At 67.3% G+C, this 20,591-nt stretch carries 19 protein-coding genes and 1 pseudogene; 10 read left to right on the top strand and 10 right to left on the bottom strand.

Translation table 11 applies throughout. The annotated features are described in order from the left end of the window. Positions 1 to 65: 65 nt before the first annotated feature. A complete protein-coding gene (locus FQS62_RS05065; RefSeq protein WP_006422551.1) occupies positions 66 to 1,103 on the bottom strand; it encodes a type IV pilus twitching motility protein PilT in 1,038 nt (345 codons plus the stop codon). Positions 1,104 to 1,190: 87 nt separating this feature from the next. Here FQS62_RS05065 and FQS62_RS05060 point away from each other — a divergent pair, with 87 nt between their 5' ends. Together FQS62_RS05060 and proC are read left to right on the top strand one after the other, a co-directional pair. Next, entirely contained in the window at positions 1,191 to 1,868 is a 678-nt protein-coding gene (locus FQS62_RS05060) for a YggS family pyridoxal phosphate-dependent enzyme (RefSeq protein ID WP_208043966.1), read from the top strand. An 18-nt stretch (positions 1,869 to 1,886) separates the two neighbouring features. Then, positions 1,887 to 2,708: a pyrroline-5-carboxylate reductase gene (gene proC, locus FQS62_RS05055; RefSeq protein WP_049444164.1), complete on the top strand. Its 822-nt coding sequence runs from the start codon at positions 1,887 to 1,889 to the stop codon at positions 2,706 to 2,708. A gap of 59 nt (positions 2,709 to 2,767) precedes the next feature. On the opposite strand, the gene FQS62_RS05050 is transcribed toward proC, so the two are convergent. Beyond that, positions 2,768 to 3,643 (bottom strand): LysR family transcriptional regulator, encoded by an 876-nt coding sequence (locus FQS62_RS05050; protein ID WP_049444163.1) that lies wholly within the window; start codon positions 3,641 to 3,643, stop codon positions 2,768 to 2,770. A 98-nt stretch (positions 3,644 to 3,741) separates the two neighbouring features. Between FQS62_RS05050 and FQS62_RS05045 the strand changes: the two genes are divergently transcribed. Continuing rightward, on the top strand, positions 3,742 to 4,344 hold the full coding sequence (locus tag FQS62_RS05045) for a short chain dehydrogenase (protein WP_049444162.1): 603 nt from the start codon (positions 3,742 to 3,744) through the stop codon (positions 4,342 to 4,344). Between the two features lie 12 nt (positions 4,345 to 4,356). Here the strand turns inward: FQS62_RS05045 and soxR are convergent, their stop codons facing one another. Next, positions 4,357 to 4,791 carry a redox-sensitive transcriptional activator SoxR gene (gene soxR, locus FQS62_RS05040; protein WP_099589411.1) on the bottom strand — a complete coding sequence of 145 codons (435 nt, stop codon included), beginning with the start codon at positions 4,789 to 4,791 and terminating at the stop codon, positions 4,357 to 4,359. Between the two features lie 29 nt (positions 4,792 to 4,820). Between soxR and FQS62_RS05035 the strand changes: the two are divergent. Then, positions 4,821 to 6,241 (top strand): annotated as a pseudogene (locus FQS62_RS05035) (MFS transporter). 46 nt (positions 6,242 to 6,287) lie between these two features. On the opposite strand, the gene FQS62_RS05030 reads toward FQS62_RS05035, so the two are convergent. Both FQS62_RS05030 and FQS62_RS05025 read right to left on the bottom strand, forming a co-directional pair. Beyond that, positions 6,288 to 8,312, bottom strand: coding sequence for an esterase/lipase family protein (locus FQS62_RS05030; RefSeq protein ID WP_049444154.1), 2,025 nt, complete (start codon positions 8,310 to 8,312; stop codon positions 6,288 to 6,290). Beyond that, complete coding sequence (locus FQS62_RS05025; RefSeq protein WP_107379227.1) at positions 8,312 to 9,286, bottom strand: Lnb N-terminal periplasmic domain-containing protein; 975 nt, start codon at positions 9,284 to 9,286, stop codon at positions 8,312 to 8,314. The genes FQS62_RS05030 and FQS62_RS05025 overlap by 1 nt, the downstream gene beginning before the upstream one ends. Positions 9,287 to 9,457: 171 nt before the next feature. Between FQS62_RS05025 and FQS62_RS05020 the strand changes: the two genes are divergently transcribed. Continuing rightward, positions 9,458 to 9,862, top strand: a complete 405-nt coding sequence (locus FQS62_RS05020) for a GFA family protein (RefSeq protein ID WP_049444151.1) — start codon at positions 9,458 to 9,460, stop codon at positions 9,860 to 9,862. A gap of 279 nt (positions 9,863 to 10,141) precedes the next feature. On the opposite strand, the gene FQS62_RS05015 is transcribed toward FQS62_RS05020, so the two are convergent. Further along, positions 10,142 to 11,659 carry an MFS transporter gene (locus tag FQS62_RS05015; RefSeq protein ID WP_049444201.1) on the bottom strand — a complete coding sequence of 506 codons (1,518 nt, stop codon included), beginning with the start codon at positions 11,657 to 11,659 and terminating at the stop codon, positions 10,142 to 10,144. A gap of 106 nt (positions 11,660 to 11,765) precedes the next feature. Between FQS62_RS05015 and FQS62_RS05010 the strand changes: the two genes are divergently transcribed. Continuing rightward, positions 11,766 to 12,683, top strand: coding sequence for a LysR family transcriptional regulator (locus FQS62_RS05010; protein ID WP_049444198.1), 918 nt, complete (start codon positions 11,766 to 11,768; stop codon positions 12,681 to 12,683). On the opposite strand, the gene FQS62_RS05005 is transcribed toward FQS62_RS05010, so the two are convergent. Beyond that, positions 12,673 to 13,536, bottom strand: a complete 864-nt coding sequence (locus tag FQS62_RS05005) for a DMT family transporter (protein ID WP_049444149.1) — start codon at positions 13,534 to 13,536, stop codon at positions 12,673 to 12,675. The two genes, FQS62_RS05010 and FQS62_RS05005, sit on opposite strands and share 11 nt — an antisense overlap. Positions 13,537 to 13,668: 132 nt before the next feature. On the opposite strand from FQS62_RS05005, the gene FQS62_RS05000 reads away from it, so the two are divergent. After that, positions 13,669 to 15,096 carry an aminotransferase-like domain-containing protein gene (locus FQS62_RS05000; protein WP_049444147.1) on the top strand — a complete coding sequence of 476 codons (1,428 nt, stop codon included), beginning with the start codon at positions 13,669 to 13,671 and terminating at the stop codon, positions 15,094 to 15,096. On the opposite strand, the gene FQS62_RS04995 is transcribed toward FQS62_RS05000, so the two are convergent. Next, entirely contained in the window at positions 15,078 to 15,554 is a 477-nt protein-coding gene (locus FQS62_RS04995) for a hypothetical protein (protein ID WP_152906640.1), read from the bottom strand. The genes FQS62_RS05000 and FQS62_RS04995 overlap by 19 nt on opposite strands. 115 nt (positions 15,555 to 15,669) lie before the next feature. Between FQS62_RS04995 and FQS62_RS04990 the strand changes: the two genes are divergently transcribed. Beyond that, complete coding sequence (locus FQS62_RS04990) at positions 15,670 to 16,344, top strand: class I SAM-dependent methyltransferase (RefSeq protein WP_049444143.1); 675 nt, start codon at positions 15,670 to 15,672, stop codon at positions 16,342 to 16,344. A 3-nt stretch (positions 16,345 to 16,347) separates the two neighbouring features. Here the strand turns inward: FQS62_RS04990 and smqnr are convergent, their stop codons facing one another. Then, positions 16,348 to 16,995, bottom strand: coding sequence for a SmQnr family pentapeptide repeat protein (gene smqnr / locus FQS62_RS04985; protein WP_049444142.1), 648 nt, complete (start codon positions 16,993 to 16,995; stop codon positions 16,348 to 16,350). A 159-nt stretch (positions 16,996 to 17,154) separates the two neighbouring features. Between smqnr and FQS62_RS04980 the strand changes: the two genes are divergently transcribed. Together FQS62_RS04980 and FQS62_RS04975 are read left to right on the top strand one after the other, a co-directional pair. Then, positions 17,155 to 17,931 (top strand): DeoR/GlpR family DNA-binding transcription regulator, encoded by a 777-nt coding sequence (locus FQS62_RS04980; protein WP_049444139.1) that lies wholly within the window; start codon positions 17,155 to 17,157, stop codon positions 17,929 to 17,931. A gap of 11 nt (positions 17,932 to 17,942) precedes the next feature. Next, entirely contained in the window at positions 17,943 to 19,076 is a 1,134-nt protein-coding gene (locus tag FQS62_RS04975) for an MFS transporter (RefSeq protein WP_208043916.1), read from the top strand. Positions 19,077 to 19,085: 9 nt separating this feature from the next. Here the strand turns inward: FQS62_RS04975 and FQS62_RS04970 are convergent, their stop codons facing one another. Further along, the gene (locus tag FQS62_RS04970) at positions 19,086 to 20,591 is read right to left on the bottom strand and encodes a PepSY domain-containing protein (RefSeq protein ID WP_049444129.1); all 1,506 of its coding nucleotides are present in this window, start codon (positions 20,589 to 20,591) and stop codon (positions 19,086 to 19,088) included.

The raw sequence follows: 20,591 nt of genomic DNA, 5'->3' as shown, positions 1-20,591 counted from the left end.
TCGGTGGAGGAAACGGCGCGGGAACGGCGGCGCACTGGCGCACGCCGCCCCGCTGCGGCCCTGCCTTACTCGAACAGGCGCTTGTCCTTGGCGTAGTCGCGGGCCTGGTTGCGGGTGATCAGGCTGCGCTTGACCAGGTCCTGCAGGTGCTGGTCCAGGGTCATCATGCCGTACTGCTGGCCGGTCTGGATGGCCGAATACATCTGCGCCACCTTGTCTTCGCGGATCAGGTTGCGGATGGCCGGGGTGCCGACCATGATTTCCCACGCAGCGGTACGACCGCCGCCGACCTTCTTCAGCAGCGCCTGCGAGATCACCGCACGCAGCGATTCAGACAGCATCGAGCGCACCATCGGCTTTTCGCCGGCCGGGAACACGTCGATGATGCGGTCGATGGTCTTGGCCGCCGAGCTGGTATGCAGGGTGCCGAACACCAGGTGGCCGGTTTCTGCGGCGGTCAGTGCCAGGCGGATCGTTTCCAGATCGCGAAGTTCGCCCACCAGGATGATGTCCGGGTCCTCACGCAGCGCCGAGCGCAGTGCTTCATTGAAGCCATGCGTATCGCGGTGTACTTCGCGCTGGTTGATCAGGCACTTCTGCGAGGTGTGCACGAATTCGATCGGATCCTCGACGGTGAGGATGTGGCCGTATTCGTTCTTGTTGATGTAGTCGATCATCGCCGCCAGCGTGGTCGACTTGCCCGAGCCGGTCGGGCCGGTCACCAGGATCAGGCCCTGCGGCTGCTGGATCACCTCGCGGAACAGCGGCGGGCAGGCCAGGTCCTCGAGGGTGAGCACCTCGGACGGAATGGTACGGAACACCGCACCGGCACCGCGGTTCTGGTTGAACGCGTTCACACGGAAGCGCGCCAGCGACGGAATCTCGAAGGAGAAGTCCACTTCGAGGAATTCCTCGTAATCGCGGCGCTGCTTGTCGGACATGATGTCGTACACCAGCGCGTGGACCTGCTTGTGGTCCAGGGCCGGGATGTTGATCCTGCGAACGTCGCCGTCCACGCGGATCATCGGCGGCAGGCCTGCGGACAGGTGCAGGTCGGACGCTTTGTTCTTAACGGAAAACGCCAACAGTTCGGCGATATCCATGAGCGGCTACTCCCCAATAACGGCTTCGACTGGAAGGATCTTTCCCCGGGCGGCAGTATAGCCTCCTGATTCAACGGAACGCGTTACGTGGTCACTTCCCTGCCCCAGATCCTGAGCAACCTGCATGCCGCCGCCGAGGCCGCTGGCAGGCCCGATCCACGCCTGCTGGCGGTGTCCAAGACCCAGCCGGCCGAGGCCGTGGCCGCGCTGGCCGCACAGGGCCAGCACGCCTTCGGCGAGAACTACGTGCAGGAAGCGCTGGCCAAGATGCAGGCGCTGCAGCACTTGGCGCTGGAGTGGCACCTGATCGGCCACCTGCAGTCGAACAAGGCCGAGGCCGTGACCAGCCATTTCGACTGGGTGCAGAGCGTCGACCGTCCCAAGCTGGTGACCGCGCTGGCACGCCATCGCCCGGCCGCGCGCGGCCCACTGAACGTGCTGATCCAGGTCAACATCGACGACGAATCCAGCAAGCATGGCTGTGCACCGCAAGAAGTGGATGCACTGGCCGCCGCAATTGCCGCCGAACCCGCCCTGCGCCTGCGCGGCCTGATGGCGATTCCCGCGCCATGGCCCGAGGCCGAGCGCCGTCGGGATGCATTCGTGCGCATGCGCACACTTTTCCAGTCGCTGGCTGCCCAGCACGCGCAGATCGACACGCTGTCGATGGGCATGAGCAGCGACTACGCCGAAGCCATCGCCGAGGGCGCCACCCTGGTGCGCATCGGCACCGCCCTGTTCGGCGCGCGACCGCGCCCGGCCTGATTTACCAAGGAGATTTCCATGGCAGCTGATTCCATCACCTTCATCGGCGGCGGCAACATGGCGCGCAGCCTGATCGCCGGCCTGATCCGCCAGGGCGTGCCGGCGGCGCACATCCACGTGGCCGAACCGGTGGCCGCACTGCGCCAGTCACTGGCCGCCGACTTCGGCGTGCAGGTGCATGACAACGCCGCCGATGCCGCCGCGCAGGGCCGCACCTGGCTGCTGGCGGTGAAGCCGCAGGTGCTGCGTGAGGTCTGCCAGTCGCTGCAGGCACTGGCGCAGGCGAAGCGCCCGCTGGTGGTATCGATCGCCGCCGGCATCACCAGCGCGCAGCTGGAACGCTGGCTGGGCGGCAACCTGCCGGTGGTGCGCGCGATGCCCAACACCCCCGCCCTGCTTGGCGCCGGCGTGACCGGCCTGTACGCCACGCCCTCGGTGGATGCGCAGCAGCACGCGCAGGCCGAACAGGTGCTGGCCAGTGCCGGGCGCACGGTGTGGATCGAAAGCGAGGCGCTGATGGATTCAGTGACTGCCGTATCTGGCAGCGGGCCAGCCTACGTCTTCCTGCTGGCCGAAGCGATGGAAGCGGCGGGTATTGCCCAGGGCCTGCCGGCCGACGCCGCGCGCACGCTGGTGGTGCAGACCCTGCTGGGCGCCTCGCGCATGCTCGATGAAGCCGGTGAGAGCCCGGCCGAGCTTCGCCGCCGTGTGACCTCGCCGAACGGAACCACCCAAGCCGCGATCGAGAGCTTCCAGGCCGGTGGCTTCGAGGCGCTGGTGGATACCGCACTGCGCGCCGCGCAGGTGCGTGGGCAGGAGTTGTCTGCGGCGAATGATTGATCCCGAGGTGTGCCGACCCACGGTCGGCACACACCGTCATCCACGCATGGCGCGGATGTTCATCGCCCCAATGTGGTCATGACGAAATCGACGAAGCACTGCAACCGCGGGCGCGGCCTGCGGTCGGGCAGGTAGATCAGGTGCATCGGCCGCGGTTCGGGCAGGTAGTCGCGCAGCAGCGGCTTCAACCGCCCTGCCGCAATCTCCCCCGCCAGCAGCGCGGTCGGCTGCAGCACCAGCCCTGCTCCGGCCACCGCCGCTTCGCGTAGCGCCAACCCATCGTTGCAGGTCAGGCGCGCCTCCCAATCCACCTGTTCGCCGTTGGCCAGCTGCCAACCATGGCCGCCGCGCCAGGCCAGGTGGCTGAGGCAATCATGCCCCTGCAGATCCGCGGGCGTACGCGGCGTGCCGCGCCGGCGCAGGTAGGACGGCGCCGCACACAGGCTCATCGCATACGGTGGCAGCGGCCGCGCCACCACCTCCTGCGACGGCAGTGGCCCGACCCGGATCGCCACGTCGAAGCCGTCCTCGATCAGATCCACACGGCGGTTGCTCAGATCCAGTTCGACGTTCAGCTGCGGCTGCGCGCGCAGCAGGCCGGCCAGTTGTGGCGCCAGCACGCAGCTGCCCCAGGTGGTGGGTGCGCTGACCCGCAGCAGCCCGCGCGGTTGAACCTGCAGGCCGGCCACGTCGGCTTCGGCCTGCTGCACCTGCTCCAGCACCTGCCGGCACCCGGCCAGGTAGGCACTGCCGGCTTCGGTCAGGCGCTGGCGGCGGGTGTTCCGTTGCAGCAACGCGGTGCCCAGGTGCGCCTCCAGCTGCTGGATGTACTTGCCGACCATCACCGCCGACACCTGCAGCTGTTCGGCGGCCGCTGCAAAGCTGCCACGCTCGGCCACGGCGACGAAAGCCTGCATGCAGCGAAGGGTGTCCATTACTAATCCAGAGTTAGGAATCTGCGAAGCATACGCCGCTTACCTAACCCCACTGTGACGGCGCAGACTGCGCTCACTCCCTCACGCAAGGAACGGCCATGAAGATCCTCCTCGTCGGTGCCAGCGGCACCCTCGGCCAGGCAGTCGCCCACCAGCTCGGCCAGCAGCATCAGATTCTCGCCGCCGGCCGCAACAGCGGCGAACTGCGCGTCGACCTGACCGACGACGCCAGCGTCGCCGAACTGTTCGCGCGTACCGGCCCGGTCGATGCGGTGATCTCAACCGCTGGCAAGCTGCACTTCGGCCCGCTGCAGGAGATGACGCCCGAGCAGTTCAACATCGGCCTGCAGGACAAGCTGCTGGGCCAGGTGCGGCTGGCACTGGCCGCGCAGCACCACCTCAACGCAGGCGGTTCGATCACCCTGACCAGCGGCATCGTCAGCGCACAGCCGATCCGCGATGGCGTCAACGCCACTGCAGTGAATGCCGCACTGGAAGGCTTCGTGCGCGCCGCCGCACTGGAGCTGCTGCCACGCGGCCTGCGCATCAACGTGGTCAGCCCGAACGTGCTGATCGAATCGATGGCCGCCTACGGCCCCTACTTCCCTGGCTTCGAAGCGGTAAGCGCGCAACGCGCCGCACTGGCCTTCCAGCGCGCAGTGGAAGGCATCCAGAGCGGCGAAACGATCACGGTCTGGTAAGAAAAAAGGGGGTCATTCCCAGCGCATCGGGCCGTCGCCGCGTTCGCCGAGGACGTCTTCGGGGTTGGCCAGGCGGCAGCGCTGCAGCGACAGGCAGCCGCAGCCGATGCAGCCGGTCAGTTCGTCGCGCAGCAGTTGCAGCATGTGGATGCGTTCTTCCAGCTCGGTACGCCAGCGCGCGGACAGCTTGGCCCAATCGGCCTTGGTCGGCGCGCGGCCCTCTGGCAGGCTTTCAAAGGCTCGGCCGACCGCTTCCAGCGGCATGCCCACGCGCTGCGCCACGCGGATCACAGCCAGCCGGCGCAGCACGTCGCGGCTGTAGCGGCGCTGGTTGCCCGAGGTGCGCAGGCTGCTGATCAGCCCCTTGCGCTCGTAGAAATGCAGCGCGGAAACCGCCACGCCACTGCGCTGGGCGACTTCGCCCACGCTCAGTTCCTGGGACACCATTGCTTGACCTCAACTGCTGTTGAGGTGTCATGCTGCTATCTTCGCCGCCAGTTGACAAGCGCGGCCCGCATCTGACCGGTATGACCCCGACCCTCTCGCCCGCCGACGCCATCGCATCGTCCGATACGTCGATCCTGTCCCCGCGCTACCGCGCCACCACCATCGGCATGGTGCGCTGGTCGCGCTGCATGCCTTCGAGGCCCTGGCGGTGGCAGCCGCCATGCCCACCGTGGCCGAAGCGCTGGACGGCCTGCGCCTGTATGCGCTGGCGTTCGGCGGCACCCTGGCCACCAGCGTGATCGGCATGACCCTGGCCGGACGCTGGGCCGACCGCCATGGGCCCGCCAGGCCGCTATGGTACGGCCTGGCCTGCTTCGTGCTGGGCCTGCTGCTGGCCGGCTTTGCGATGCGCATGGGCATGCTGGTGGCCGGGCGCCTGCTGCAGGGCCTGGGTGCGGGCGCGATCTCGGTTTCGCTGTACGTGATGGTCGGGCGCAGCTATCCCGAACACCTGCGCCCGAAGGTATTCGCCGCGTTCTCGGCCGGCTGGGTGGTGCCCTCGATGGTCGGCCCGGCGTTGAGCGGCCTGATCGTGCAGCACCTGGGCTGGCGCTGGGTGTTCCTGGCGGTGCCATTGCTGGCGGTTCCGGCGGCCCTGCTGCTGCGCCCCGCGCTGGCGCGCATGCAGCGCAGTCCCGCCAGCACCGCCGACGATGGACGCGGCAAGGTGGTGCGCTGGGCCAGCGGAGCCTCGCTGGCCGCGTTGCTGCTGTACTTCGGCGGTCAGCAACAGGGCCTGCCCGCCCTGCTCTGCATCGGTGTGGCGATGCTGGCGCTGCTGTTCTGCGTACATCGACTGCTGCCGGCCGGCACACTGGTCCTGCGTCGTGGCCTGCCCAGCGTGATCGCGCTGCGTGGCATCGCGGCGGCCGCGTTCTTTGCCTGCGAGGCCTACCTGCCGTTGCTGCTGCAGCGCGAACGTGGCCTTTCGCCCAGTTGGGCCGGTGCCGTGCTCAGTCTTGGCGCACTGGGCTGGTTCGCCGGCTCGTGGCTGCAGGGCCACCAGCAGCGTGGCTGGTCACGCCAGCAACTGCTGCAGGCCGGCACGACGATGATGACAGTCGGCATCGCCGCCACGCTGGCAGTGCTGTTCAACGTGGTGCCACTGCCGGTGTCGCTGCTCGGCTGGGCCGTGACCGGCTTCGGCATGGGCATGATCTATGCAAGCCTGTCGGTGCTGACGCTGTCGCTGTCGGCGCCGCAGGAGCAGGGTGCCAACACCTCGGCACTGCAGCTGAGCGAGGCCCTGTCGGTGACCACCGCGCTGGCGGTCTCCGGTGCATTGTTCGCATTGTTCGTGGAAAGCGCCCCGCACACCGGCTACCTGCTGTGCCTGGCCATCACCTTCGGCCTGGCGGTGTTGGCCACGGTGATCGCGCGACGGGTGTAGCGCCGCCGGAGGGATTCCGCCGGGCCACGCCCGGCGAACGCAGCGGTCAGGGTGTTCTGTCGGCTCCCACATCATCAATGTCCCGGTGCAGGATGCGCCGCACTTCCAGCACTGCCTGCGGGGTCTCCTGCACACTGTGGCCGGAAATGATCACCTTCTCCGACAACGCACCCGGCAGGTGCGCGCTCCAGTACGGCACCAGCCCGTCATCGGACTTCTGCACCGGCAGCTCCGGTTTGCGCTGGGCGATGATCGAGTGGTACTTCAGGCCGGCTTCGATCGGCAACTGTGCGGCGGCCTTCACGAACGGATCGCTGGCCTTGAGGTTGTCGATGCTGTTCGGGATCTTCGGCTTGGCGGTGCCGTCGACCTGCTGCTCGGCCTGTGCCAGCGCCATGAATACATCCTCGAACTTGCCGAGGATGGTCAGCGGCAGGCGTACCAGGCGCCCGATCAGGCGCCCGACCTTGTTGCCGGCGATATCGGTGCCCTGGTGCGGGGCAGCGATGAAGATCGCACGCTCCACGTTCGGCTGTGCCTTGAAATGCAGCAGCGGCCCCAGCTTGTTCTGCACCCGCTTCAACCGTTCACCCTTCAGATCGTAGTTGGCCAACAGGTCGTTCCACAGTACGTCGCCCGAATCGCTCACCAGCAGCCGGGCCAGTACGCCGCCCATGCTGTGGCCGATGTAGACCATGTCCTTCGATGCAGGCGTACTGCCGTTGGGATCAAAATGCTTCAGCGTGTCGTTGAACGCATTGGCGATCTCGTAGCGGTTCAGCGCGATCGGTGCATTGGTCGGGTAATAGACCTGCCACACCTGGAACTGCTGGCGCAGCTCGGGGTCGCCCATAATCTCGTTGGCCAGGTTCACCCAGGCTTCCGGGCTGCTGGCCAGGCCGTGCAGCATGAAGATGATGCGGCGGTTGGGGTCCCACGGCTGCATCAGGTAGATGTGCGGTTCGCCGATGCCCTCGCTCATGCCGAACAGGGTGCGCAGCGACTGCCGGGCGAAGCCACTCTGCGCCAGCCACAGGCCGTAGGCGGCAGTGAAGTTGCCGGCCAGCGGCACCTGCTCGCCGTGCAGGGTGATGCGCTCGGTGGCTTCCGGCGAATAGGCATCGAGCTCGACCCGGCGCGTGCGCATCACGTCTTCCAGGCTGCTGCCTTCGAACCGCAGCAGCGCAGTGACGTTGATTGAGGACATCTCACTGAACTCGGGCACCGAATCGTCATGGCGATGGCGGCGGCCACGACGCTCGTCGTTCTCGTCGTCCTGCGTGGTTTCGGCCTTCGGGCCATCCGGCGCGATCACCGGTGCGACCAGCTTCGGCGGATCCATCACCATCACCAGCTCGGCACCGAAGCCATCGCGGCGATAGGTGCTGCGCAGGCCGACAAAGCTGACGGTGCCGGCCGGAACCAGCTGCGCGGGAATGCTCTTCAGACCCAGCTGCTGGTAGTTGGACGCCAGCGACCAGCTGCCAACCGTGATCGGCTTCGTATAGTCCTCGCCGGCCAGTGCAGCGGCACGCGCGCGCACGAACAACACCACTGCCGCCTTTTCGGCCGCGTAGTTGTAGTAGTCACGCACCTGTGTCTGCCGGTCCTCGAAGGCACGATCGGACGGCGAGCGGCCGCTGTAGAACAGGTACGCGTACGCATAGCGCGCGGCCTCCAGCCACGCATCCAGCGCCGCATCGCTCATCGGCGGATCACCGGCAGCGGTCTTCTTCGGCGTCAGCGCCAGCGCGGCCTTCACCCACAACTCGGACAATGCCGACAGGCGCTGTTCGACGTTGAGGTCGTCGGTCATCAGCAGTGTGCTGCGGCAGACCAGGAAGTCCTTCTCGCACTGCGATTCGTCCAGGCCCGCTGCGCTGAGCGTTTCACGCGCGGCCGGGCTGAGCTTGCCGGTGTTGAGCACATCCGCGCGCTTGTTGACCAGCGAATCGCTGGATTTGACCTGCTTGACGGTGACCATCGCGCAGCCGCTGCTTCCCAGCAGCAGGAAGGCGGCGAACAACACCGGCAGCAGGCGCTGCCAGCGGGTCAGAAAGAGTTGGGTCATTACTGCGGGTCCTGCTCGGTGCCGGGCACGCCCTGGCGGATTACGGTGGAGAAATTGGCGCCATCACCGAGATCCAGCGCGCGCTGGGTGATGCGGCCCTTGGCATGCAGTTCGGTGTACGGCACACCCGGCGTGAGCGCACCGACCTCCTGCGCGTACTCGGCCAGGTAACCGGACAGCAGCAGGCGGTAATCCAGCGGCAGGCGCGGTGCGATATGCCGGGCCAGGTCGAAGACGATGGTCGTGCAGTTGCTGGTCAGCGTGTTGTAGAAGCCCGGCTTCGCATCCAGCTCGCGCGCCTGCGCGATATACGCAGCGAACAGTTCCTTCAGCTGCGCGCGGTCCATGCCGTGCAGGCGGTACAGGTAGACATCTTCGCCACGGGCGTTGGTGCGGGTGCGGATGATGTCGGTCTCCTCCGAAGCCACCAGGGTCATCTCGAACTTGCGGAAGAAGCCGCCCAGCGCCGAGAACGACTCACCGCGCTCCTTGCGGATCTCCAGCGAAAACACCACGTGGCGTCCATCCTCGAAGCCGAACGAGATCAGGGTGTGGGCGATCGCCGGGCCCATCCAGTACGACAGCACCAGGTCGGCCGAGCGCAGCTGGTCCAGGTCGTACTCGCGGCGTACCCAGTGTGCGTCGTAGTCGGTTTCGGTCCGCCAGCTGAAGTCACGCACGTTGTCCAGCACGACGTGGCGGCCATCGAAGGACACCACGTGCAGGCGCTGGGCCACGTCATCGGCCCACAACCGGTCCTGGCGCGGGGTCAGCAGCAGCCACCACAGGCCGGCCAGTGCCAGCGATGCCCCGAACGCCAGACCCAGGCGGCGCGAGGCACGGCCCCGCGCGACCCGCCACGACGCCCACAGCGCAACCAGCAGCCACAGCCCGGCGACGCCGGTGGCCAGCCAGCCCGGCCCCGGCAACTGATAGGCCAGCAGCCCAGTCACCCACAGCGCCAGCAGCGCCATGACACTTCCTGTCATCCATCGTCCTGCGGCTTTCACTGGCATCCTGTCGCGGTCTTGAAGCCGCATAGTTAGCCACAAGCGGGTTCACCGTGGCATCTACGGCCCGTTCAGGCAGGCCGGCGCACCGTCGGCGGCGGCCTCTGCGGCCAGGTTCACCTCACAGGAGCAACGATGGGCATCACTTCCGTGGCCGGCGTTCCGGTCCAACCCCAGCACCGTGCGACCTGCCACTGCGGCACGGTCGAGCTGCTGCTGGACCTGCCGGACGGCATCGTCGATCCCCGCCGCTGCGACTGCTCGATGTGCCGGCGCCGTGGCGCCATTGCCGCCAGCGTCACCCGCCAGGGCCTGCAGGTGGTACGCGGGCAGCATCACCTGCAGAAGTACCAGTTCAACACCCATGTGGCCGAGCACTACTTCTGCGGTGTGTGTGGCATCTACACCCACCACCGGCGCCGCTCCAACCCTGACCAGTTCGGGTACAACGTGGCCTGCCTGGAAGGCATCGACCCGTTTGCACTGGGCATCATTCCGGTGAACGACGGGGTCAACCACCCCGCCGACCGACTAGCCTAGTGACGCGTGCGCCGTGGTGGTGCGGCAACCTTCTGCCACGGTGCCATGCCACTGCGGCCAGCCCGCGCGGGCCGCTTCAGCCACGGCCGGCGCGGTGTGGCCTGCGCCTGGACCGTGACCGGGGGAGGCAGAGGTCTACGGCCAGGCCAGAGATGATCGAGCAGCCACATGGCAGGTCTCCGTGGGGGACGGGGACGACCAAGCCTAGACCCGGGTGGGCATAGGCTGCGTGAGCGGGACACGACAACGGGATGACGGCGAAGGCGGGCGATGAGCCTGCTACGCAGTACGCCCGACCAACGCGTCTTTACGTTTCCGCAGCAACAGGTGCAACAACACAGCACATGCGGCGGTCAGCAGCGCCAGTACACGCAGCAGTGTTGCCAGCGCCTCACTACTGGCGTGCTGCAGCTGCATGCGGCTCATCGCCGGTAGCAGTGCCTGCGCCTGTTCCCATGCCCCCGTGGCCAGATAGGCACCGGCACGCGCCAGCGATGCCGGCGATGCTCCCTGCAGCTGATGACCGATCAACAGCGCAAGCAAGGCCGTCACCGCGGCCAGTGCAATGCCCTCGCCCGCCACCCGCACGGTTCCGAAGATGCCGGCGGCCATGCCCGCACGCTGCACCGGTACCACGCTGACCGACAGCCCATCCATCAAGCCCCACGGCAACGCCGTCCCGGCGCCGACCAGCATCAGCAACGGTACCCACTGAGACGGCGACGGGTGCGATGCCTGCCGCGACAGCAGGTACAGGCCAAAGGCACAGACCAGCAGTCCCAACGTGCAAAGCCGCGCACTTCCCACGCGCTCCGCCCAGCGCGCGGCCAGCAAGGGCAGCGCCAGCATCGGCGCAGACAAGGCCAGCATCTGCAGCCCGACCAATGTCGTGCTCTGTCCATGCACGCCCAGCAACTGCAGAGGCAGTACCACCAGCAGCACCACGTAGCCGAAACAAGTCGCGACTGGCAGCAGCTGGACACCCAGGAACGCCGGTTGCGCGAACAACGAGAGGTCCAGCAACGGTGAGCGGTGCCGTCGTTCGATGCAGACGAACACCCCGCCCAGCAACAGCGTCGCCAGCAGCGCCAGTTGCACGCGCATGGCATGCAGGCCAAATTCACCCAGCCACAGCAGAGCCAGCGTCAACGCCGCCAGCATCAGGCTGAAGCCCAGCATGCCGCCAACATCCAGCCGCCCGCGTTCGCCATGGCTTTCAGGCAACGCGCGCGCGCCCAATGCGAAGGCGGTCAACGTCAGCACGCCGCCCGCGGCGAACACACTGCGCCATCCCAACGCCTGCAGCAGCAGGCCCGCGAGCAGCGGCCCCAACGCCAGCCCTGTGCCGAACGTCGTGCCCAGCAGCGCAAAGACCCGGGCACGCGCCGGCCCCTGCCAGGCTTGTGCCAGCAGCGCCGTGCCGGATGCCAACGCCGCTGCGGCGGCAACGCCCTGCAACCCGCGCGCCAGATCCAGCCAGAGCAGCGTGGGAGCAAGGTAGACGACAACCGTGGCGATGGTGAAACCCGCCGTGCCCAGCAGGAACAATCGTCGTCGACCATAGCGGTCGGCCAGGCCACCGGCAGCAAGCAACAAGCTGCCGAAGGTGAGCATGAAGGCGTTGGTCACCCAGGCCAGCGCCGTGGGCGACGACGCCGCGGAACGGGCCAGCGCGGGCACCGCCACCGCACCGGCCGAGAAGGACAACGGCAACGCAAGTGCGGCCAGGCAGACGGCAAGCAGGGTCCAGCGCTGCTGCGCCTTGACAGGTAAGGGGAGCATCGAAACCGGGACCATGCGGGCCTCCATCCATCAGGGGTATTGATGATGGGCAGGCCGCTATTCCTGAAAAACAGGCTGGATGGACATTGATTACAGCCAGATGTTCCGCAATCATGACTACATGGACTCCATCTCTGCCCTGCTCGCCTTCGTCCGCACCGCGGAGGCCGGCAGCATCGTTGGTGCTGCACGTGTACTCGGCCTGTCCGCGTCGGCGGTCGGCAAGCGCATCGCCCGCCTTGAACAGGAACTCGGCACGCGCCTGTTCCAGCGCACCACCCGTCGCGTGCACCTCACCGACGAAGGCGAACTGCTGCTGCAGCGCTGCCGGCGTGCGCTGGACGAGCTTTCCGAAGCTCAGGCCGACCTGGCGCAGCGCCAGCACGCACCCAGTGGACTGCTGCGTATCGGCCTGCCCACCATCGGCTACCGCTTCCTGTTGCCGGTACTGCCGGGGTTCCAGCAGCGCTACCCGCAGGTGCAGCTGGAACTGGACTTCAACGACCGCATCGTTGATGTGGTCAGCGAAGGCCTGGATGCGGTGATACGCAGCGGTGAACTGGCCGATTCCAGCCTCACCGCACGGCGGCTGGGCGGGTTTCGTTTCGTGCTCTGTGCGGCGCCTGGTTACCTGCAGGCGCACGGTACTCCCGGCGATGTGGGCGACCTGCGCCTGCATACCGCGCTGCGCTTCCGTTACCCCACCACCGGAAAACTGCACCCGTGGCAGCTGCCGGGCATCGAACGCGATGCCGGAGCGCGCCTTCCCACGGCGATGACATGCAACAACATGGAGGCCGTGCTGGCCGCTGCGATCGGTTGCATGGGCCTGGCCTGGATGCCTGACTTCCTCGCAGCCGACGCGCTGGCCGATGGCCGTCTGCAACAGGTGCTGCCTGCACTGCCCACGCACCCGGGGCAGTTCTCGCTGCTATGGCCCGGTGGGCGCCATCCCAGTGCACGCCTGCGGGTGTTCATCGATTATGCTGCCGCACACCTTTTCCGCGACGCTCCGTCCCCGTTTGTGTTCAGCGGCTGAAACGGCGCGCGCCGGCGACGCAGATCACCGCGACCACGGTCACCAGCACCATGCTGACGCTGACCGCTTCATGCAGCAACAGCGCAGCCAGCGCCAGGCCGAAGAACGGTTGCAGCAGCTGCAGCTGGCCGACCGCGGCGATACCGCCCTGGGCCAGCCCGCGATACCAGAACAGGAACCCGAGCAGCATGCTGAACACCGCCACGTAGCCCAGCGCCCACCACGCGGATGCCCCCACCTCAACGAACGAGGGCGGGCGCATCAGCACCGTCAGCGGCAGCATCACCGGCAGTGCCAGCAGCAGCGCCCAGCTGATCACTTGCCAGCCGCCGAGATGGCGGGCGAGCCGACCGCCTTCCGCGTAGCCCAGTCCACACACCACGATCGCCGCCAGCATCAGCAGGTCGGCCTGCAGCGAGGCCTCAATGCCGTTGCGCGCGGCATAGCCGACCACGCAGGCACTGCCCAGCAGCGAGAACAGCCAGAACGCCGGGCGCGGCCGATCGCCACCGCGCAGTACGCCGAACACCGCAGTACTCAGCGGCAACAGGCCGAGGAACACGATGGTGTGCGCTGATGAGGCGTGGCGCAGGGCAAGCGCGGTCAGCAGCGGGAAGCCGACCACCACGCCAAGGCTGACCACCGCCAACCCGGGCAGGTCGCTGCGTCGCGGAAAGGGTTGGCGCAACAGCAGCAACAGGCCGAGGCCGAGTATGGCGGCGATGGTGGCGCGTGCGGCGGTGACGAACCCGGCGTCCAGCTGCAGCACGGCCAGGCGGGTGGCCGGCAACGAGCCCGCAAAGATCACCACACCGATGAAGCCATTGATCCAACCACTCGCCGACCGTTCCACGCCTGTACTCCTGGGGTGCCGGGCGGTGCCCGGCGGGATCTCCATGGAAGCACCTGCGGCCCGCGCTCCCCAGCTACAATCCAGTACAGTTTCAAATAACTGTACTGCCCACACTTCCAGCACACTTTCACTATGACGCGCCCGCTTACCCGTATCGAATCGGTCATCCAGACCGTCCGCACCCGCATCGGCACGCGGGTGGATGGCGCCGGCTCGCGCCTGCCCTCGGTACGCGCGCAGGCGGCGGCGATGGGCGTGTCGGTCTCCACCGTGGTCGAAGCCTACGAGCGCCTTGCCGCTGAAGGGCTGATCAGCGCGCGTGCCGGTTCCGGCTTCTATGTCAGTGGACCGGCCGCACCGCTTGCCTTGGCCGAGATGGAACCACGCCTGGACCGCGCGGTGGACCCGCTGTGGGTGTCGCGGCAATCGCTGGAAACACCGCCCGCGCACCTCAAGCCGGGCTGCGGCTGGATGCCCAGCGACTGGCTGTACCACGACGGCATGCGCCGAGGCCTGCGTCGGCTGGCGCGCGGCGATGCTCCCCACCTGGTCGACTACGCCGGCCCGCTCGGCCTTCCACCGCTGCGCCATCTGCTGCAGCGACGTGCAGCTGCACTGGGAATCGACGCACCGATGGAGCAGATCCTGCTGACCGAATCCGGTACGCACGCGGTCGACCTGATCTGCCGTTTCCTGCTCAAGCCCGGCGACTGTGTGCTGGTCGACGACCCGAGCTATTTCAACTACCACGCCCTGCTGAAGGCGCACCAGGTGCAGGCGGTGGGTGTGCCCTACACGCACACCGGCCCGGATCTTGAAGCATTCGCGCAGGCGTTGCAGGCACATTCGCCGCGGCTGTACATCACCAATTCCGGCCTGCACAACCCGACCGGCGCGGTGCTAGCGGCCAGCACCGCGCACCGCCTGCTGGGCCTGGCCGAACGCAGCGAACTGATCATCATCGAAGACGACATCTTCGCCGACTTCGAACTGCAGCCGGCACCGCGCCTTGCTGCGCTGGACGGGCTTTCGCGGGTGATCCACGTCGGCAGCTTCTCCAAGACGCTGTCGGCGGCGTCGCGTTGCGGCTACATCGCCACGCGCCACGACTGGATTGAAGCGCTGACCGATCTGAAGCTGGCCACCAGCTTCGGCGGCGGCCATCTGGCGATGCAGTTGATGCACATCGCGCTGACCGACAGCGGCTATCGCCGCCACATGCAATCGGTACGCTCGCGCCTGGCTGATGCGCGCCGGAACACACTGCGGAAACTGCACACGCTGGGCATCAGCCCGTGGCTGCAGCCGGAAGCCGGCCTGTTCCTCTGGTGCCAGCTCCCCGATGGCCGCGACGCCGCTGCGCTGGCACGGCAATGCCTGCGCGAAGGCATCGTGCTGGCTCCGGGCAACGCCTTCAGCCAATCGCAGCGCGCGGCCGACTATGTGCGCTTCAACGTCTCGCAGTGCCAGGACCCACGGATCTGGCAGGTGCTGGCACGGGCGCTGCGCCACGCCGGATACCTGCCCGAGAGTGTCGACGGTCAGTCGCCCCGCAGATAGGTCTCCGCCGGGATTTCCAGTAGCTCCGGGCCCGAAAGCACTGCGCCTTTCAGATCGGCGCCCGCGTTCAAGGCATTGTCGACCGCGTTGAGCGACGAACTGCGTTGACAGACCGCCTTGAAGGCGCCGCGTGGTCCCTGGTGATACATCATCAAGGCACGCTCAAGACCCTCCGCGAATATCGGCTCGCAGTGCAGCGGAAGTTCATGCAGGAAGCCCTGCTCATCGTGTGCGCTGAAGGTACGCGGCAGCTGCAGCTCCAGTTCCATATGCCCGATCAGGGCCATGGCAAAGGCTTCCGGCAGCCAGATCAACAGACGGCGCGCAAACCCGGCATCGATGCCAGCGGCGACCAGGTCCCGTTCGGCCCGCCCCTCATCGACGTCCTCCTTCCCCAACAACGACAGCGCCAGCTCAAAAGCCTCGGCCGACGGCATCGGTGGTGAGCAGTGATCCATTCGCAGTGACCTTCAGCTCCAGGCAGGCGCGCACCTTAGGCAAAGCAGCACCAGCATGCAATGCCACTTGCACGCCGCGCTACAGTGGTATGTCCCCCGCAGCAGGAATCCGCGCATGTCTTCGTTCTCCGATCCGCAGGCGGTGGCCCGCTACGCCGAAGGTCCACTGCGCCAGGTGCCGGGCTTTGTCGCCCTGCAGCAGATGAGCCGCCTGCTGCTGGCCGAACGGGTTCCCGCACAGGGCCGCGTGCTGGTGCTGGGTGCCGGCGGCGGGCTGGAGCTGAAGGCCTTTGCCGAAGCGCAACCGGGCTGGCAGCTGCTGGGGGTAGATCCGGCCGCGCCGATGCTCGCCCTGGCCGAGCAGACACTGGGCCCGCTGATGTCGCGCGTGGAGCTGCTGGAAGGCTACATCGACGACGCTCCGGACCTGCGCTTCGACGGTGCCAGCTGCCTGTTGACCCTGCACTTCCTTGATACCGCGCAGCGCCTGCACACACTGCGCGAGCTGCACAGGCGCCTGCATCCGGGTGCGCCACTGGTGGTGGCCCACCACAGCGTGCCGCAGGACGCGGCCGGCAAGCGGCGCTGGCTGCAACGCTATGCCGCGTTTGCCGAAGCCTCCGGCGTTGCCCGCGCCGACACACAACGCGCGATCGAGGCGATTGCCGAACGGCTGCCGCTGCTGGCCCCCGAGCAGGAGGTCGCCCTGCTGCAGGAGGCAGGTTTCGACGGCGTGGAGCTGTTCTACGCGGGCTTCAGCTTCAAGGGCTGGGTCGCCTACGCCGGGTGATGCCTACGGCACCATCGTGATGCCGATGCGCTGCATCAACAGCGCCACCTGCTGCACATCCAGCGTGGCGCCGCGCAGATTGGTGCTGCGCAGGTCCAGCTCGCCCAGCTCGGAGTTGGTCAGGTCGCAGTCGGTGAAGTTGGCGCTGTTCCAGTCGATGCCTTCGAACTGGCCACCGGACAGGTCCGAGCCAGCGAAGCTGGCGCCACTCACGTTCGCACCATCCCAGCGGTTCTCCCACAGTTCGCACTTTTCCAGCGTCACCCGCGAAAAATTGGCGTAGCGCAGGTTCGACTTCTTGATGAAGGCACTGCAGAACCAGCTGCGCGTGGTGATCTGGTTCATGAAGCTGGCGTTGCTGAAATCAGCGCCCTGCGCGCGGCACTCGCTGATCTCCAGGCCCAGCGCCTTGATGAAGCTGAAGTGGCACATGCTGATGTCGCAGCTGCGGAAGCCGGCTTCCTTCAGCGTGGCGCCATTGAAGCGGCAGCCCGCGCGGGTGTCGGCGTCATAGAAGCTGCAGTTGATGAACTCGGTACCGGTCAGGTCGGCGCCGGAAAAATCGCATTCGTGGAACTGCTGGTCGACCACTTTCTGGCCGGTGTACTGGTCCGCGCCGATGCGCAGCCTGCGGTGAACGGTGGGGGACATCGGGGATTCCATGCCAGGGGCCCCGCCATGATGCCGTGCTCCGCAGGCGATCCGAAGGCCCGCGGCCCCAGATCGCCGGCAGGGCCGTCGCCGCCTTGCACCCCCACATGCCGAATGCACGTTCTTGCATGTTTATGCACGAATGTGCAGACTTGCGTCATGAGCTCCGATCCCAGCCCACTTCCCGCCCAGCGCACCCGGCAGATCCTCGAGGAACTGCGCGAGCAGGGCCGCGTGGTGGCCGCCGAACTGGCGCGCCGCTATGCCGTTTCCGAAGATTCGATCCGCCGCGACCTGCGCGAACTCGCCGCCCAGGGCCTGTGCCAGCGCGTCTACGGCGGCGCCGTATTGCCGCCACCGAAGGAACGCCCGCTGCGCGAGCGCCTGACGCGCGACCGCGGCGACAAGGCCGAGCTCTCCGCCCGCGTCTGCGCGCTGCTGCAACCCGGCCAGGTCGTACTGATCGATGCCGGCTCGACCAATCTGGCGATCGCCCAGCAGTTGCCGGCCGCTATCGGGCTGACGGTGATCACCAATGCCCCGCAGATCGCCACCGCCGCCAGCCTGCTTGAAGGCACCTCGGTGCAGCTGATCGGCGGCCGCCTGGCCAGCGGTGGCGGTGCGGTCGGTGCCGAAGCGATGGCCCAGGTGCAGCGCCTGCGTGCCGATGTGTACCTGCCCGGCCCCTGCGCGGTGGACGGCGATACGGGTGTGTGGGCGATGGATGCGGAAGAAGCCACGCTGAAGCGCGCGATGGTGGCGTGCAGCAGCCGCGTCATCGTTGCCGCTACCACTGAAAAGCTCGGTGCCCGCGGCAACTGGCAGATCGCCAGCCTGGACGAGATTGACGACCTGGTGCTGACCACCACCGCACCGCCCGCCCTGGCAGCACGCTTCCGCGCCGCCGGTATCGCGGTGCACCCCACGCCCCCCTGACCGTACCGCTCATGTACCTTGCCAACCGCGCGCGTGCCGAACAGCACGCGACCCGCGCTGCGTTCTTCATTCCCGGCTTCGCCACCGCGCTGTGGGCCACGCTGGTGCCATTCGCCAAGGCGCGCACCGACATCAACGACGCCACGCTGGGGCTGGTGCTGCTCTGCCTCGGTGCCGGTTCGCTGCTGGCGATGCCGTTGTCCGGCGTGCTGGCCGCGCGCCTCGGTTGCCGCCGGGTGATGGTGGCCAGCAGCCTGCTGATCTGCCTGACCGTGCCCGGCCTGGCCCAAGCCGACTCGGCCTGGACGTTGGGCGTGGTGCTGTTCGTGTTCGGTGCGGCCGTGGGCGCGATGGACTGCACGATGAACGTACAGGCAGTGATCGTCGAGCGCGAGGCGCGTCGCGTGATGATGTCCGGCTTCCATGCCTTCTTCAGCATCGGCGGCTTCCTCGGTGCGGCCACCATGACCGTGCTGCTGTCCGCACAGTTGCCGCCCTTGGCATCGGTGCTGATCGGTGTCGGCGCCATGCTGCTGGTGATGCTGTTGTCGGCGACGTACTGGCACAGCGAACGCATGCCGCACGACACACCGATGCTGGCCCTGCCACATGGCATCGTGCTGTTCATCGGCGTGCTGGCCTTCGTTGCCTTCCTCGGCGAAGGCGCGATGCTGGACTGGAGCGCGGTGTTTCTCAGCGATGTGCGTCGCGTCGACGCCAGCCTCGCCGGTATCGGCTATGTGACCTTCACCCTGACCATGACCGTCGCCCGTCTGTTCGGCGATGCACTGGTCTCACGCATGGGACGCCAGCGCGCGATCGTGTTCGGTGCTCTGCTCGCTGCCAGCGGCGTGCTGGTGCTGACCCTGGTCACGCCGTGGCAGATGTCGTTGGCCGGATACGTGCTGGTCGGCCTCGGCTGCGCCAACATCGCGCCGGCGCTGTTCTCGCTGGCCGGCCATCAGAACCGCATGCCCGGCGCGCTGGCGATCACCGCCGTTTCCACGCTGGGTTTTGCCGGCATCCTCGCCGGCCCGGCACTGATCGGTTTCGCCGCCAACCACTTCGGTCTGATCGCTGCGTTCATCGGCGTGGCCATGGCCTTGCTGCTTGTGGCGGTGTCTACCCGTTGGCTGCGGATGTAGTTTGCGACATCAGCGCCGCCCTGGCCGCAACTTCATCCGCAACCGGCGGTAGCCAATCACCACGGCCGTCGCGCACAACGCCGTACCCGCAACGCTCAACAGCAGCAGAACCGCCAACCGGGTGCTGTCGAAGCGCAGCATCGCCGGCAGGTCCCAGCTGTGCAGGAAGTAGAACAACCAGCGCCCGACACGCTCGCGATGTCCCATCGTCAGCAGCGGATCGCCGGTGGCCAGGTCGAGATAGACACGCGTCGCCTCGGCATCACCGAAGTCCGCCACCGCCACCGGGAAGCGGCGTACGGCTGCACCATTCATGGCTTCCGGTGCACGTGGGTAGAAGTACGCATCTGCTGCATGCTGGACCGCGAACGCCTGCATCGGCGCATCGGACATGGCGCGCGCCCTCTGCCGCAGCCAGTCCACAGGCAGTTGCCGCAGGACCTGCAGCTCTCCATCTTCACTGGACACGATGCGGGTATCGCCCCGTCCATCCAGCAACACTGCGAACAGCTCGCCGCCGAGGCGCCGCCACTGGATCTCCACCGGCCTGAAGTGCCTGGCACCCGCCGCCGCCAGCAGTGCCGCAGGTTCACCCAGCATTCCATCCACGGCTGCCGCGCCGCCACGATAGCGTCCGCTGTCGATCGCCTCCCGCGTGCTGCTGAAGACGCCCAATGGGTTCATCGACATCAGGCCGCTGAAGATCCAGGTGAACACGAATGCCGCTGCCACCAACCCGATCAGGTGGTGCCAGCGCATCCACGGCTCGACATACGGCGTCTTCGCGCCAGTGCGGTAGTGCCCACGGAAGCGCCAGCGCCACACACCCACCACGATGCCGCTGATTGCCGCCACCGTGCACAACGCTGAAAGCACGATCACCACCCACGTCCACACCGGATCGACCGACTGCATGCGCAGGAAGTACAGCCAGTGCAGCCACGCACCCACGTAATTCCAGTGCTGCTGCACGCGCGGCGCGTCCAGCACCACTTCGCCGGTGTGCGAGGACACATACACATCCCCCGGCTGCGCGCCGCCCACCTCGACCCGGTACAGTGGCCGATGCGCATCCAGCGCGCGCGAATGGGTCCAGCGGTCCTCATCCACGCGCATCGCCCCAACGAAGGCCTGCCCACCGGCGAACTGCGCGGCCGACGCTTCGGCGCGCTGGGCGGAAACCGGCAGCAGCGCCTGGCCGGTCCGTACCGACCACGCACCGACGTTGCTGCCGCTGCGCACTACATACGCCGCTTCACCGCCCACCGTGGTCAGGGCCACGGCTTCCGGTTCGGCCTGTACAGCATCTGGCAGCGCTGACAGTCCTCGCCAATCCCCTGCGTCACCCAGCACCGGCAACGCTGCCAGCCGCTCGCCGGGCGTCAACTTCGGGTAGCCGATGAACAGCATCACCATGCCGCTGATGAACCACAGCAGCATCAACAGGCATCCGCCGATGCCCAGCCAGCGGTGCACCAGATAGGTCCAGCGCTTGGCAGTGGAACGCAACGACAT

The sequence above is a fragment of the Stenotrophomonas sp. SBJS02 genome, from assembly GCF_020428325.2.
Lineage (GTDB): Bacteria > Pseudomonadota > Gammaproteobacteria > Xanthomonadales > Xanthomonadaceae > Stenotrophomonas > Stenotrophomonas africana.
Note: the sequence above shows the minus strand (reverse complement) of the source record. Positions and strands in the feature narration are given on the sequence as shown.